This is a genomic window from Amycolatopsis sp. w19, assembly GCF_051373225.1.
Classification (GTDB): domain Bacteria; phylum Actinomycetota; class Actinomycetes; order Mycobacteriales; family Pseudonocardiaceae; genus Amycolatopsis; species Amycolatopsis japonica.
This window is the reverse complement of sequence record NZ_JBPQFM010000002.1, coordinates 553719-567548: the sequence shown is the minus strand read 5'-3', so window position 1 is coordinate 567548 and position 13830 is coordinate 553719. Positions and strand designations below refer to the sequence as shown.

The 13830-nt window shown below is 69.5% G+C and carries 12 protein-coding genes; 6 read left to right on the top strand and 6 right to left on the bottom strand.

What is annotated here, in order from left to right; genetic code table 11:
- Nucleotides 1–8: 8 nt before the first annotated feature.
- Together tal and tkt are read right to left on the bottom strand one after the other, a co-directional pair.
- Nucleotides 9–1121: a transaldolase gene (gene tal, locus ACSMFO_RS07080; protein WP_436457548.1), complete on the bottom strand. Its 1113-nt coding sequence runs from the start codon at nucleotides 1119–1121 to the stop codon at nucleotides 9–11.
- A gap of 17 nt (nucleotides 1122–1138) precedes the next feature.
- Complete coding sequence (gene tkt / locus ACSMFO_RS07075) at nucleotides 1139–3241, bottom strand: transketolase (protein ID WP_360096316.1); 2103 nt, start codon at nucleotides 3239–3241, stop codon at nucleotides 1139–1141.
- Between the two features lie 298 nt (nucleotides 3242–3539).
- Here tkt and ACSMFO_RS07070 point away from each other — a divergent pair, with 298 nt between their 5' ends.
- From ACSMFO_RS07070 to ACSMFO_RS07055, 4 genes are all read left to right on the top strand, one after another.
- Nucleotides 3540–4520 carry a heme o synthase gene (locus ACSMFO_RS07070; protein ID WP_037344026.1) on the top strand — a complete coding sequence of 327 codons (981 nt, stop codon included), beginning with the start codon at nucleotides 3540–3542 and terminating at the stop codon, nucleotides 4518–4520.
- Between the two features lie 243 nt (nucleotides 4521–4763).
- The gene (locus tag ACSMFO_RS07065) at nucleotides 4764–5945 is read left to right on the top strand and encodes an MFS transporter (protein WP_436457546.1); all 1182 of its coding nucleotides are present in this window, start codon (nucleotides 4764–4766) and stop codon (nucleotides 5943–5945) included.
- Nucleotides 5946–6015: 70 nt separating this feature from the next.
- Nucleotides 6016–8271, top strand: a complete 2256-nt coding sequence (locus ACSMFO_RS07060) for a HelD family protein (protein WP_436457649.1) — start codon at nucleotides 6016–6018, stop codon at nucleotides 8269–8271.
- A 10-nt stretch (nucleotides 8272–8281) separates the two neighbouring features.
- Entirely contained in the window at nucleotides 8282–8851 is a 570-nt protein-coding gene (locus ACSMFO_RS07055) for an FKBP-type peptidyl-prolyl cis-trans isomerase (RefSeq protein ID WP_436457545.1), read from the top strand.
- A gap of 85 nt (nucleotides 8852–8936) precedes the next feature.
- Here ACSMFO_RS07055 and ACSMFO_RS07050 read toward each other — a convergent pair whose 3' ends face one another.
- The gene (locus ACSMFO_RS07050; protein WP_436457544.1) at nucleotides 8937–9464 is read right to left on the bottom strand and encodes a GNAT family N-acetyltransferase; all 528 of its coding nucleotides are present in this window, start codon (nucleotides 9462–9464) and stop codon (nucleotides 8937–8939) included.
- Nucleotides 9461–10432, bottom strand: coding sequence for a quinone oxidoreductase family protein (locus ACSMFO_RS07045; RefSeq protein WP_436457542.1), 972 nt, complete (start codon nucleotides 10430–10432; stop codon nucleotides 9461–9463). The genes ACSMFO_RS07050 and ACSMFO_RS07045 overlap by 4 nt, the downstream gene beginning before the upstream one ends.
- 95 nt (nucleotides 10433–10527) lie before the next feature.
- Between ACSMFO_RS07045 and ACSMFO_RS07040 the strand changes: the two genes are divergently transcribed.
- Both ACSMFO_RS07040 and ACSMFO_RS07035 read left to right on the top strand, forming a co-directional pair.
- The gene (locus ACSMFO_RS07040) at nucleotides 10528–10836 is read left to right on the top strand and encodes a hypothetical protein (protein WP_125674936.1); all 309 of its coding nucleotides are present in this window, start codon (nucleotides 10528–10530) and stop codon (nucleotides 10834–10836) included.
- Nucleotides 10833–11699, top strand: a complete 867-nt coding sequence (locus ACSMFO_RS07035; protein WP_038515506.1) for an ATP-grasp domain-containing protein — start codon at nucleotides 10833–10835, stop codon at nucleotides 11697–11699. The genes ACSMFO_RS07040 and ACSMFO_RS07035 overlap by 4 nt, the downstream gene beginning before the upstream one ends.
- Before the next feature lie 79 nt (nucleotides 11700–11778).
- Here ACSMFO_RS07035 and ACSMFO_RS07030 read toward each other — a convergent pair whose 3' ends face one another.
- Nucleotides 11779–12726 (bottom strand): acyl-CoA desaturase, encoded by a 948-nt coding sequence (locus tag ACSMFO_RS07030; protein ID WP_073847011.1) that lies wholly within the window; start codon nucleotides 12724–12726, stop codon nucleotides 11779–11781.
- 103 nt (nucleotides 12727–12829) lie between these two features.
- On the bottom strand, nucleotides 12830–13798 hold the full coding sequence (locus ACSMFO_RS07025) for a COX15/CtaA family protein (RefSeq protein ID WP_436457539.1): 969 nt from the start codon (nucleotides 13796–13798) through the stop codon (nucleotides 12830–12832).
- Nucleotides 13799–13830: the final 32 nt, after the last annotated feature.

The following is a 13830-nucleotide window of genomic DNA, read 5'->3' as shown; positions in this document are numbered from 1 at the left end:
GGTCCAGATCAGTCCTTTGCCTTGTCCAGCTGCCCGGTGACGGTCTCGAGAAGCTCGGTCCACGACTTCTCGAACTTCTCCACGCCCTCGTCCTCGAGGACCTTGAACACGTCGTCGATGTCGATGCCGACCACACGCAGCTTGTCGAAGACGACCTGTGCGTCCGGACCCTTGCCGGTCACCGTGTCGCCGGTGATCTCGGCGTGGTCGCCCGCGGCGTCGAGGGTCTTCTCCGGCATCGTGTTGACCGTGTCCTTGACGACGAGCTGGTCCACGTAGCGGGTGTCGGAGTACTGCGGGTCCTTCACGCCGGTGGAGGCCCACAGCGGACGCTGCGCGTTCGCGCCGGCCTCGGCGAGCGCCTTCCAGCGGTCCGAAGCGAACAGCTCCTCGAATGCCGCGTACGCGAGCCGCGCGTTGGCGATGGCGGCCTCACCGCGCAGGGCGGTGGCCGCGTCGGTGCCGATCGCGTCGAGGCGCTTGTCGATCTCGGTGTCCACACGGGACACGAAGAACGACGCGACCGAGTGGATGCCCTTGAGGTCGTGGCCGTTGGCCTTCGCCTGCTCGAGGCCGGCGAAGTAGGCCTCGATGACCGCCCGGTACCGCTCGACCGAGAAGATCAGCGTGACGTTGACGCTGATGCCCTCGGCCAGGGTCTTGGTGATCGCCGGGAGACCCTCTTCGGTGGCCGGGATCTTGATCAGCACGTTCGGCCGGTCCACGGTCTTCCACAGGTCCTGCGCCTCGGCCACCGTCTTGTCGGAGTCCTTGGCCAGCCGCGGGTCCACCTCGATGGACACCCGGCCGTCGACCCCGTTCGTGGCGGTGTAGACGTCGCGGAACAGGTCCGCGGCGTTGCGCACGTCGGTGGTGGTCAGCTCACGGATGGTGGCCTCGACGTCGGCGCCGCGGGCGGCGAGCTCCTTGGTCTGCTCGTCGTACGCCTCGCCCTTCGACATCGCGTTGGCGAAGATCGTCGGGTTGGTCGTCACGCCCACGACGTGCTTGTCGCGGATCAGGTCGGCGAGATTGCCGGTGTTCAGGCGCTCACGGGACAGGTCGTCGAGCCAGATCGACACCCCGGCCTCGGACAGCTGCGCGAGCTTGTCGTTGCTCATCTGCTGTGTCATCCCCTTCAGTTCTCGGTGTTGGCGATCGAGCGACGGGCGGCTTCGACGACTGCCTCCGCGGTGAAACCGAACTCACGGAACAGTGTGGCGGCGTCGGCCGACGCACCGAAGTGCTCGATCGAAACGTTCACCCCGGCGTCACCGGTGAAGCGGTGCCACGACTGGGCGATACCGGCTTCGACGGAGACGCGTGCCTTGACCGACGGCGGGATGACCGAGTCCTTGTAGGACTGGTCCTGCGCGTCGAACCACTCGACACACGGCATCGAGACGACGCTCGCCGGGATACCGTCGGCTTCGAGGGTCTTGCGGGCCTCGACGGCCAGCTGGACCTCGGAGCCGGTCGCGATCAGCACGACCTCGGGGCTGCCGTTGGACGCCTCGGCGAGGACGTAACCGCCCCGCTTGACGCCTTCGGCGCTGGTGCCCTCCAGCACCGGCACGTTCTGCCGGGTGAGCGCGAGACCCGACGGGTGGTGGACGTCCTCCAGGACGGCCTTCCACGCGTACGCGGTCTCGTTGGCGTCCGCCGGGCGGACGACGTTGAGGCCGGGGATCGCGCGCAGCGAGGAGAGCTGCTCGATCGGCTGGTGGGTGGGGCCGTCCTCGCCCAGGCCGATCGAGTCGTGCGTCCACACGTAGGTGACCGGCGCCTTCATCAGCGCGGCCAGCCGGACGGGCGGGCGCATGTAGTCGGAGAAGATCAGGAACGTCGCGCCGTAGGGGCGGGTGCCGCCGTGCAGCGCGATGCCGTTGAGGATCGAGCCCATCGCGTGCTCGCGGATGCCGAAGTGCAGCGTCCGGCCGTACGGGCTGGTCTTCCACATGTCGGTGGAAGCCTTCTCCGGGCCGAACGAGTCGGCCCCCTTCATGGTGGTGTTGTTGCTCTCCGCGAGGTCCGCGGAACCGCCCCACAGCTCGGGAAGCGGCTCGGCGAGCGCGTTGAGCACCTCACCGGAGGCCTTGCGGGTCGCGATGCCCTTGGCGTCCGGCTCCCACGTCGGCAGGTTGTCCGCGAAGCCCTCGGGCAGCGAGCGGGTGGCCATCCGGTCCGCGATCTTCTTGCGCTCCGGGTTGGCGGCGCCCCACGCCTCGAACTTCTCCTGCCATTCGGCGCGGGCGGTCTTGCCGCGGTCGACGGCCTGGCGGGTGTGCGCGATGACCTCGTCGTCGACCTGGAAGGTCCGCTCCGGGTCGAAGCCGAGGATCTCCTTGACCGCCGCGACCTCTTCGGCGCCGAGCGCGGCGCCGTGGGCCTTGCCGGTGCCCATCTTCTTCGGTGCCGGGTACCCGATGACGGTCTTCAGCGCGATGAACGACGGGCGCTCGGTCTCGGCCTTCGCGGCCTTGATGGCCTCTTCGATCGCGACGACGTCCTCGCCACCCTCGACGACCTGGGTGTGCCACCCGTAGGCCTCGTAGCGCTTCACGACGTCCTCGGAGAGGGCGATCTTGGTGTCGTCCTCGATCGAGATCTCGTTGTCGTCCCAGAAGACGATCAGGTTGCCCAGCTCCTGGCGGCCGGCGATCGACGAGGCCTCGGCGGTGACGCCCTCTTCGATGTCACCGTCGGAGGCGATCACGTAGACGTAGTGGTCGAAGATGCTCTCGCCCTGCGGGGCGTCCGGGTCCAGCAGACCGCGCTCGCGGCGGGCCGCCATCGCCATGCCGACCGCGTTGGCCAGGCCTTGGCCGAGCGGGCCGGTGGTGGTCTCGACGCCCTTGGTGTGGCGGTACTCCGGGTGACCCGGGGTCTTCGAGTCCCACTTGCGCAGCTGCTTCAGGTCTTCCAGCTCCAGGCCGAACCCGGCGAGGTACAGCTGGATGTAGAGGGTGAGGCTCGAGTGACCGGCGGAGAGGATGAAGCGGTCACGGGCGGGCCACTCGGGGTCCGCCGGGTCATGACGCAGCGTCCGCTGGAAGAGCGTGTACGCGAGCGGCGCCAGGCTCATCGCGGTGCCGGGGTGACCGCTGCCGCAGTTCTCGACCGCGTCCGCGGCGAGCACCCGAACGGTGTCGACGGCCCGCGTGTCGTTCTCGGTCCAGTCGGCGGGCACGTTGCGCCGGAGGAGTGGGTTCTTCTCGCTGGTAGAGGCGGTTTCGGACACTGAACTCGAACTCCCCGTCATCAGGTTGTGGCTTCTCTTCCCTCGTGGATAACCCACGTGTACCGCTACTAATCTCAATCGATCCGGAAGGGACGATATTCCTGCTCCGGGCCGTTCGCAGGGGCACGCCGCGAGCTACCGCGGCCAGCCTAATGGTTCGGCCGGTCGAGGACCCGCGATCACCCTCTGGAAACAGCACGTCTAACATCGGGGAAGGGTTCAGAACACGGGATCCGGGGCCGCCACATCACCCGGAAGCCTGGTGGGCCCCGCCCCGAAAACTGACGCAGGGAGTGAAATGTCGTTGGTGAACGCTGCGCACGGACGCAGTGACAGCACCAGCGCCGTACATCCGACCGGTGAACGACCGCACGGTGGCCGGCGAACAATCCGCCAGGTCGTCGGCGCGTACGCCGCCCTCGCGAAGCCCAGGGTGATCGAGCTCCTCCTCGTCACCACGATTCCCGCGATGTTCCTGGCGGGCCGGGAGATCCCGTCCCCGTGGCTGGTTCTCGCGACGCTCGTGGGCGGCACCATGGCCGCCGGCAGTGCCAACGCCTTGAACTGCGTCATCGACGCGGACATCGACAAGGTGATGAACCGCACGAAGCGCCGGCCGCTGGTGAAGGAATCCGTTCCCCGGCGCGGCGCGCTGATCTTCGGTCTCGTGCTCGGCGTCCTGTCGTTCGTCGTGCTCTATTTCACGGTGAACCTGCTCTCGGCGATCCTCGCGATCGTGACGATTCTCTTCTACATCTTCGTCTACACGCTGGTGTTGAAGCGGCGTACGTCACAGAACGTGGTCTGGGGCGGCGCGGCGGGCTGCATGCCGGTCGTCATCGGCTGGGCCGCCGTCACCGGCACCGTCGAGTGGCCCGCGTTCGTGATGTTCGGCGTCATCTTCTTCTGGACCCCGCCGCACACCTGGGCGCTGGGCATGAAGTACCGCGACGACTACGAGCGCGCCGGCGTGCCGATGCTGCCGGTGGTCGCCACTCCGCAGCACGTGGCGCGGCAGATCGTCATCTACTCGTGGGTGATGGTCGCGTGGACGCTGCTGCTGGTCCCGGTGACGAGCTGGATCTACACGACGTTCGCCATCCTGGCGGGCGGCTGGTTCCTCTTCTACGCGCACAGCCTGAACGCGGCGGTGCGGCGCGGCGAGGAGACCAAGCCGATGTCGCTGTTCCACCGGTCGAACACGTACCTGATGATCGTGTTCGTCGCGTTGGCGGTGGACTCGGCGATCGGGTTGCCCGCCATCGGGCTGCCTTTCTGATCTTGTAGCGCGTGAAGGCCCCCTTCCCGCGGCTGAGCTGAGCGAACTCCACCTTCCCAAGTACATGAAGGCCCCCTTCCTTGCGTCTAGCGCAAGGAAGGGGGCCTTCATGTACGTCAAGTGAGCAAGGCGGCGGTGGCGTGGTGGGGCGCGTCTCGTGACCAGAAGACCCACCGCAACCCGGCTTCCCACCTGCTGGCGCGCGTTGCCCAGCCGGGTTACCCGTCAGTACCGTCCGGCGGAGTGACTAGCACGACCGAGCGCCCCGCCCCCGTCCGAGCCGGGCGCGCGACCATGGCGGTCGCCTGCCTGATCGTCTTCACGGCCCAGATGGCGACGACGATCTACCTCCCGTCCCTCCCGATGATCGAGCGCGACTTCGCGGTGTCGCGCAGCTTCGCGGCGCTCTCGGTGTCGCTGTTCGTCGTCGGCGCGGCGGCTCCGGTGGTGCTGTGGGGCCGGGCGGCCGACCGGCTCGGGCGGCGGGCGGCGATGCTGGCGGCACTCGGCCTCTTCGTCGCGTCCAGCGCGGTCCTGATCGTGAACACCTCCCCGGCGTGGCTGCTCGTTCTCCGTTCCCTGCAAGGCATCGGCGCAGGGGGCGCGGCCATCATCGCCCGTATCGTCGTGCGGGACCTCGGCGACGGCGACGCGCTCGCCAAACGGCTTTCGGTGCTGTCCATCGCGTTCGTCACCGCACTCGGCGGCGGGCAGTTCGCCGGCGGGCTGATCGGCGGGTGGCAGGGCGGGTTCGTGGTGCTGACGGCGGCGGGCGTGCTGTGCGTCCTGGGCACGCTGACGATTCCGCTCGGCAAAGGCCGGTCCGAGAAGACCGGCATGGTCCGCATCTACCTCCGGATCCTCACCGTTCCGGCGTTCCTGCGGCCGACGATCGCGGCGGGGCTCGGCTTCGCGACGATCGTGCTGCTCCAGGAGGTCGCGCCGTTCGTGTTCCAGCAGCACTTCGGGCTGAGCGCGGACCAGTACGGCGGTCTCGGGCTCCTGTTCGGGCTCGCGTACTTCGCCGGTGCGCTGCTGGTGAACCGGCTGGCCGGGCGCAAGGGGTCGCCGTGGCTGATGCGCGCCGGTGCGCTGGTCATGACGGGCGCGGGCCTGTTGACGATCGTCTTGTGGCTCATACCCGCGATCCCGCTCACGGCCGCTTTCGTGACGTTCGTCGCGCTCTACTGCGGGACCACCTTCGGCCAGGCCGCTCTCTTCCCGAGCAGCATGGCCGTCGCGGTGAGCGAGGTTCCCGGAAACGGCGCGTACGCCGTCGCGCTGTGCGGGTTCGTCGCGCAGTCCATCGCGGGGATCGCGGCCACGTTCGCCGTCTTGCTCCACGAGAACGTCGTGTGGGCGAGTGTGGCGACCGTCCTGTCCCTGTCGGCCTTCCTCCTGGTCCGGGTGAGCGTGCGGGAATGAGATGATGGAGGGCGCCGTTGTACTTCGTTCGGCCCCTGTCCCACCTCTCGAAAGCAGGCTGCTTTTGTCCGTGTCCCCGGACCGGGAACTCGACGCGCTCGAGCAGGACGTCGCGCTCGAGCAGCAGTACGTCACCACCCTCTACCGCAAGCTCGACACCGAACGCGTCGACGCGCAGCGCAGGCTCGACGAGACGCTGCGCCTGACCGGCGGCACCCCGCAGGCGCGCACCGAACGCGACGTCGCCACGACGCTCTACACCGACAGGCTGTCCCAGCTGAGCTCCGTCGAGCAGGGCCTGTGCTTCGGCCGCCTCGACTTCCTGCCGGACCACGCGGAGGAGACCACCTACATCGGGCGGCTCGGGCTGTTCGACGAGGACGACGACTACCGTCCGCTGCTCGTCGACTGGCGCGCGCCGGTCGCGCGGCCCTTCTACCTCGCCACCGCGGCCTCGCCCGAAGGTGTCCGGCGGCGTCGCCACATCCGGTCGCTGAGCCGGAAGGTCGTCGGCGTCGACGACGAGATCCTCGACCTCTCCGCCGCCGACCAGGGCCAGGACCTCGGGCTCGCGGGCGAGGCGGCTCTGCTGGCCGCGCTGGAGCGCCGCCGCACCGGCGAGATGAGCGACATCGTCGCCACCATCCAGGCCGAGCAGGACCGCATCATCCGCGCGTCGCCGAACGGCGTCCTCGTGGTCCAGGGCGGGCCGGGCACCGGCAAGACCGCCGTCGCACTGCACCGCGCGGCGTACCTGCTCTACACGCATCGCCAGCAGCTCACCACGCGCGGCGTGCTCGTGGTCGGACCGAACAGCACGTTCCTCCGCTACATCGGGCAGGTCCTGCCGTCGCTGGGCGAGACCGGGGTGCTGCTAGCCACGATCGGGCAGCTGTACCCGGGGCTGGACGCCGCCGGGCCGGTCACGCGCGAAGCGGCCGAGATCAAGGGGCGCCCGGTGATGGCCGACGTGCTCGCCAACGCGGTCCGGGATCGTCAGCAGGTGCCGGAGCCGGTGCTGGAGATCGAGTTCGAACGCGAGATCCTCATGCTCGACCGCAAGACCTGCACCGAGGCGCGGACGCGGGCGCGGCGGTCGCGCCGTCCGCACAACCTCGCGCGGCGGATCTTCGTCTCGGACCTGCTCGACGCGCTGACCCGGCAGGCCGCCCGGAAACTGGGGGAGGACCTGCTCGACGCGCGCGACGTCCAGGACATCCGGGCCGAGGTCGCCGCGGACAAGAACGTGGCCGCCGCGATCAACGGGCTGTGGCCCAAACTCACCCCGGAGATCGTGCTCGACGAGCTGTTCGCCGACCGCGAACGGCTACGCAGCGCGGCGGGGAAAGCCTTGTCGGACACCGATCGTGAGCATCTCTACAGCCCGACGGACGCGAAGTGGAGCCCGTCGGACGTCCCGTTGCTCGACGAGCTCGCCGAGCTGCTCGGCGAGGACGACACCGAAGCCCGCGCCGAGGCCGCCCGCCGCGAGCGGGAGGACCGCGCCTACGCGGAAGGCGTGCTCGACATCCTCGAACAGGACGAGGAGATCGTCGACGAGGAACTGCTGCGGGTGGGCGACGTCCTCGACGCCGAACTGTTCGCCGAACGTCAGCAGCGCCGCAGCGAGATGACCGCGGCACAGCGGGCCGCCCAGGACCGGACCTGGACCTTCGGGCACGTGATCGTCGACGAGGCGCAGGAACTGACCGCTATGGACTGGCGGCTGCTGATGCGCCGGTCGCCGAACCGGTCGATGACACTGGTCGGGGATGTCGCCCAGACCGGCGCGGCCGGTGGGGCGAAGTCGTGGGGAGAGGCGCTTTCGCCGTACGTCGCCGACCGCTGGCGGCTCGAAGAACTGACCGTCAACTACCGGACCCCGGCGGAGATCATGGCCGTCGCGTCGCGGGTGCTCGCCGACGTCAACCCGGAGCTGGAGGCGCCGGTTTCGGTGCGGGAGACGGGTTGCGAGCCTTGGCTGCGTGCGGTGGACCCGGCGGAGCTCACCGCGGAACTGCCCGGTCTCGTCGACGCCGAACTGTCCGCTGTGGATGGTGGGACGGTCGCGGTGCTGTGCCCGTCGTCCTTGGTCCCGGCCCTGTCGGAGACGCTCGGCGAGTCGGGGGACCGGGTGTCGGTGATGCCGGTCGAGCGGGCGAAGGGGCTGGAGTTCGATTCGGTCCTGCTGGTCGCCCCGGACGAGGTCGTCGCCGAGTCGCCACGTGGGCTCAACGATCTTTATGTGGCCCTGACCAGGGCGACCCGTCGGATGGGTGTAGTGCAGACCGGTGACCTTGTTCCCGCGCTGGAGGGTCTTGGCTAAGGTCGGCCGCATGCGCACATTCGGCAAGATCGTGGTCATCGGCGCGGGCGTCCTCGCCCTGGCGGCCTGTGGCGAGAAACAGAACACCGCAGGTTCGGCCCAGACCTCCGGCGCGGCGCCCGCGTCGGCGTCGTCGTCGGCTCCGGCCGCCCCGAAGGGCAAGGAATGCACAGCCGAGGACGTGAAGACCACCGGGAAGTTCGGCGAGGCGCCGACCATCACCATCCCGGACGACTGCGACCCGCCGAAGAAGCTCATCACCAAGGACCTCGAGCCCGGCACCGGCGAGGGCGCCAAGGCGGGCGCGAAGCTGAAGATGAACTACTCACTGGTCACCTGGTCCAACAAGCAGAAGCTGGACAGCTCGTTCGACCGCGGCGAGCCGTTCGACCTGGCCCTCGGCGCCGGTGACGTCATCAAGGGCTGGGACCAGGGCCTCGAAGGGATCAAGCAGGGCGCGCGGCGGCTGCTGATCATCCCGCCGGACCTCGGCTACGGCCAGGGCGGGAACGGCATCGAGCCGAACGAGACGCTGGTCTTCGTGACCGACGCGGTGAGCGTCCCGACCGACAAGGGCTGAGTAGCGCCGAGGTCGAGCTGAAGTTCCGTGAAGGCCTCCTTGAGGGACTCTGGGTCCCTCAAGGAGGCCTTCACGGACTTTCACATCAGCCGGCGTACTCCCAGGTGAGCAGGCTGATCTCCAGTCCCTTCTCGACCTTGGGCTCGGGAGGCGCGTCGGTCAGGGCGTAGCCGACGCGGCGGGCGACGGCCGCGCTGGCGGCGTTCTCGGCGTCGATCTTCAACTGGAGCGGCCCGAGCCCGAGGTCCAGCGCGTGCGCGGTGAGCACCCGCAGCGACCGCGCCGCCAGATCCCGCCCGCGGTGCGCGGGACCGACGGCGTACCCGAGTTCCGCCGCATCCTCCTTCAGGAACAGCACCACCTCGCCGAGCGGCTCGCCACCGTCGGCCGTGATGGCCAGCCGCACCCCGTTGCCTTCCGCGCGGCGAGCGACGGACTTCGCGTAGTGCGCCTTCGCCGCCGCCTCGTCGAACGGCGAAGGCAGCGGCGTGAACCGCGCGACGGCCGGGTTGTCGAACAGCCCCGGCATGAACGCGACGTCGTCTTCGACCCACTCCCGCAGGACGAGCCCTTCACCGGTGAGCCGGACTTCCTCCGGCCAGAGCGTCGTCACGGGATCAGCAGGAGCTTGCCGGTGGTGCGGCGGCCCTGGAGGTCTTCGTGCGCCTGGCGGGCGTCGGCCAGCGGGTAGCGGCCGCCGATCCGGATGGTCAGCGAGCCGTCCTGCACGGCGGCGAACAGTTCGTTCACCCGCCACTCCAGTTCCTCGCGCGTGAGCACGTAGTGCGCGGAGGTCGGGCGGGTGAGGTACACCGAGCCGCTGCGGTTGAGCAGCTGCGGGTCGATCGGCGGCACCGGACCGCTGGCCGCGCCGTAGAGGGCGAGCAGGCCGCGGATCTTCAGGCTCGCCAGGCTGCCGTCCACAGTGGACTTGCCGACGCCGTCGTAGACCACGTCGACACCCTTGCCGCCGGTGAGGTCGCGGGTGGCCTTGGCGAAGTCGACCTGGTCGTAGCGGATGACGTCGTCCGCGCCCGCCTGCTTGGCGAGTTCGGCCTTCTCGTCGGTCGAGACGGTGCCGATGACCCGGGCGCCGCGCGCCTTGGCCAGCTGGACCAGTAGCAGGCCCATCCCACCCGCCGCGGCGTGGATCAGCACGTCGTCACCGGCCTTGACCTCGTAGGTCGAGGCGATCAGCGCGTGCGCGGTGATGCCCTGGAGCATCGTGGCGGCGGCGGTCTCCTCGGAAACGCCTTCCGGGATCTTCACCGCGATCGTCGCCGGAACCAGACGACGCTGGGCATAGCTGCCCAGCGAACCCTGCCAGGCGACCCGGTCGCCGACGGCGAAACCGGTCACGTCCGCGCCGACCGCGGCCACCGTGCCCGCGCCCTCCATGCCCAGGACGAACGGGGTGTCGACCGGGTAGATGCCCTCGCGGTGATAGGTGTCGATGTAGTTGACGCCCGCCGCCGCGACGTCCACGAGCAGGTCACCGGAACCGGGTTCGCCGACCTCGACTTCGGACAGTTCAAGGACTTCGGGGCCACCGGTTCGCCGGATCTGCACTGCCGCGGGCATACATCCTCCTCGTTCAAGGTCGTTCCGACCGGCACAACTATGGCCGACGCCACGGTTATTCCGCGTCCCGGGCCTTTCGCGGTTAAGCTCGGCGCGTGGCTGAGACCGAAGAGAAGACCGAGACCGCCGCCCCCACGTCGCGCCAGGTCGCGGCCGCCCGCGACTTCGTGAAGCGGCACGGGAAGCCGTCGCGCGCGGTGGTGGAGAACATCGGCCGGATCGGCGCGCGGGTCGTGCTCGTGGGTGCCGACGGCGCGCTCGGCGACGTCGTCGTCACCTCCGTGGAGGCAGGCGAGGCGCTGGTCGAGGCCGTCGAAGACCTCGAACCCGCCGAATGGGACAGCGAGACCGTGAAGGCCACCAAGATCGGCGCCGAGCACCGCCGCCGGATGGCGGGGAAGTGAGCGGGTCCGCGATCTTCGTCGCCTGCTCCACGCTGCCGGAAGGCGACGGCGACGAGCACGCCGTTCCCGAGGCGCTGGCCGACCTCGGCTTCAAGACCCGCTGGGCCGCCTGGGACGACACGACGGTCGACTTCGGCGCCGCGGACATCGTCGTGCTGCGCGCCACCTGGGACTACGCCGAGCGCCACGACGAGTTCCTGTCCTGGACCGAATCCGTGCCGTCGCTGTCCAATTCGGCCGAAGTCGTGCGCTGGAACACCGACAAGTCCTATCTGGCCGAACTCGGCGACGCCGGGGTCGCGGTCGTGCCGACGACCCTGATCGCGCCGGACGACAAGGCCCCGAGCTGGCCCAAGGGCGAGTTCGTGCTGAAGCCCGCCATCGGCGCCGGTTCACGCGGTGCCGGCCGGTTCACCGCGGGCGACGCGGCCGCCGCGCACCTGTCCGGGTTGCAGGCGGACGGGAACACCGTGCTGCTCCAGCCGTACCAGTCCAGTGTGGACAGTGACGGCGAGATCGCGTTGGTGTACTTCGGCGGCGTGTACTCGCACGCGTTCTCGAAGGCCGCGATGCTGGGCCGGGAACTCGACGAATCCGGGCTGTACGTGACGGAGAAACTCGCGCCGGTGCAGCCGGCCGCGGGATTCCGCGCGCTGGCCGAAGACGCTCTGGACGCGACGGCGGCGCTGCTGGGCATCCTGCGCGCGGAGCTGCTCTATGCCCGCGTGGACCTCGTCGCCGGGCCGGACGGCAGGCCGCTCCTGCTGGAACTGGAGCTCGTCGAACCCTCACTCGGATTCCGGCAGACCGAGCCCGCCGCGGCCTGGCGTTTCGCCTCCGCCGTCCGGCAGCAACTCGCCTGACACTCCCCGCGTTTCGTCCTCTGAATGCGATCCTTGCGTGTGCAACTACCGCATTCAGAGGACGAAACGCGATCGGGGGTCAGGCGGGTTTGACGAGTTTCGCGGCCAGGCGTTCGGGCTTCGGCCACCGCACGTCCCGTGCCCAGCCGAACTTCTCGAACAGCCAGATCACCCGCGCCGACACGTCGACCTGTCCACGCAGGACACCGTGCCGCGCGCAGGTCGGGTCGGCGTGGTGGGAGTTGTGCCACGACTCGCCCATGGACAGGATCGCCAGCGGCCAGAAGTTCGCCGCCTTGTCCCGGCTGGCGAACGGGCGCTCGCCGACCAGGTGGCAGATCGAGTTCACCGACCAGGTGACGTGGTGCAGGAACGCGATCCGGACCAGCCCGGCCCAGAAGAACCCGGTCACCACGCCCCACCACGACCAGCTGATCAGCCCGCCGAGCACCGCGGGCAGCGCGAGACTCAGCGTGATCCACAGCCAGAAGTAGCGGTTCACCACCCGGAGATCCTTGTCCGCCACCAGGTCCGGCGCGAACCGGTCGTAGTTGGTCACCTCGCGGCTGAACATCCAGCCCATGTGCGCGTGCCAGAAGCCGCGCAGCAACGCCCCGGGTGACGTCCCGAACAGCCAGGGGGAGTGCGGGTCGCCTTCACGGTCGGCGAAGGCGTGGTGGCGACGGTGGCTGGCCACCCAGAAGATCACCGAACCCTGCACCGCGAAACTCCCGGCGATGGCGAGCGCGACCCGCAGCGGCCGTCCGGCCTTGAAGGCGCCGTGGGTGAAGTAGCGGTGATAGCCGACGGTCACCCCGAGCGTCCCGAGGGTGTAGAACACCGCCGCCAGCCCGAGGTCGACCCAGGTCATGCCCCAGCCCCACACGATCGGCACGGCGGCGAGCAGCGCGACGAACGGGACCAGCAGGAAGGTCTTGAGTATCAGCATCTCGCCGGAACCCCGGCGGTGGGAGATCAGGGGTTTGGACGGACTGGCCGGTGCGTCCGGCTCGGTGCTGGCGGTCATGCGACACCTCGTGCCTCGACTCGGTGGTGACCCCCGAGTGGGGCACCTAGCGAAGCGTAAGGGCAGTGTCTGGCGAGCACGCCGCCTGGGGGTTACGTCCGGTTCAGTTCGAGATGGCGAGTTCGCGTTCCGGCGCGTTCGCCGAGGGCACGGGGCCGCGGTCGCGCGAACTGCACCACAGCGCCGCCGTCGAGATGATCACCAGCGCGGAGCCGAGGACGTGGAACGAGACCAGCGCCTCCGGGACACCGAGGCCGTACTGCACCGAGCCCACGACGCCCTGGAGGACCGCGACGATCCACACGATGGCGTACCGCTGCCACAGCTGCTTCGGCGTCTCGCCCCGCATCAGCTGGAGCCCGAAGACCGCCAGCACGATCAGGTAGACCACCAGCAGTCCACCGTGGATCTGGGTGAGCGTCTCGATCGGGGCCTGGAGGCGGTGGGTGCCGGGGTCGCCGCCGTGCGGGCCCGCGCCGGTCACCACGGTGCCCGCGACGAGGACGGCCCACATGGCCGCGGCGAGGACGATCAGCGTCTTGCGGCCCGCGTCCGGGATCAGCCAGCGGGCGGACTCGTCACCCTCCTTGAACGCCCGCAGCAGCAGCACCGCGAGCCAGACCAGGGGGGTGGAGGCGAGGAAGTGGAGCGCGACGGTCCACCATTCGAGTTTGGCGAGCACCGTGATCCCGCCGACGACGGCCTGCAGCATCACGCCGGCGGGCATCGTCCAGGCCAGCTTCACCAGACGACGGCGGCTCGGGTGCTCGATCTGCACGCGCCACGCGGTGATCACGCACAGCGCGGCGACCAGGATGACCACCCCGGTCAGCATCCGGTTGCTGAATTCGATCCACTGGGTGAGCGCGTCGAATTCGGGGTGCGCGACCGGCACGATGCTGCCTTCGACGCACTGCGGCCAAGTCGGGCAGCCGAGACCCGAACCTGTCACCCGGACGACCGATCCGGTGACGCCGATTCCGGCCTGGGCGATCACCGCCGCTATCGCGACCGCTCGCTGGACCGCGAACGAGGGATACGGCAGACGCGCTACAAGGCTCTGGAACGGCACCGTCCGATGCTAGAACGCCCTTCCTGAGAGCC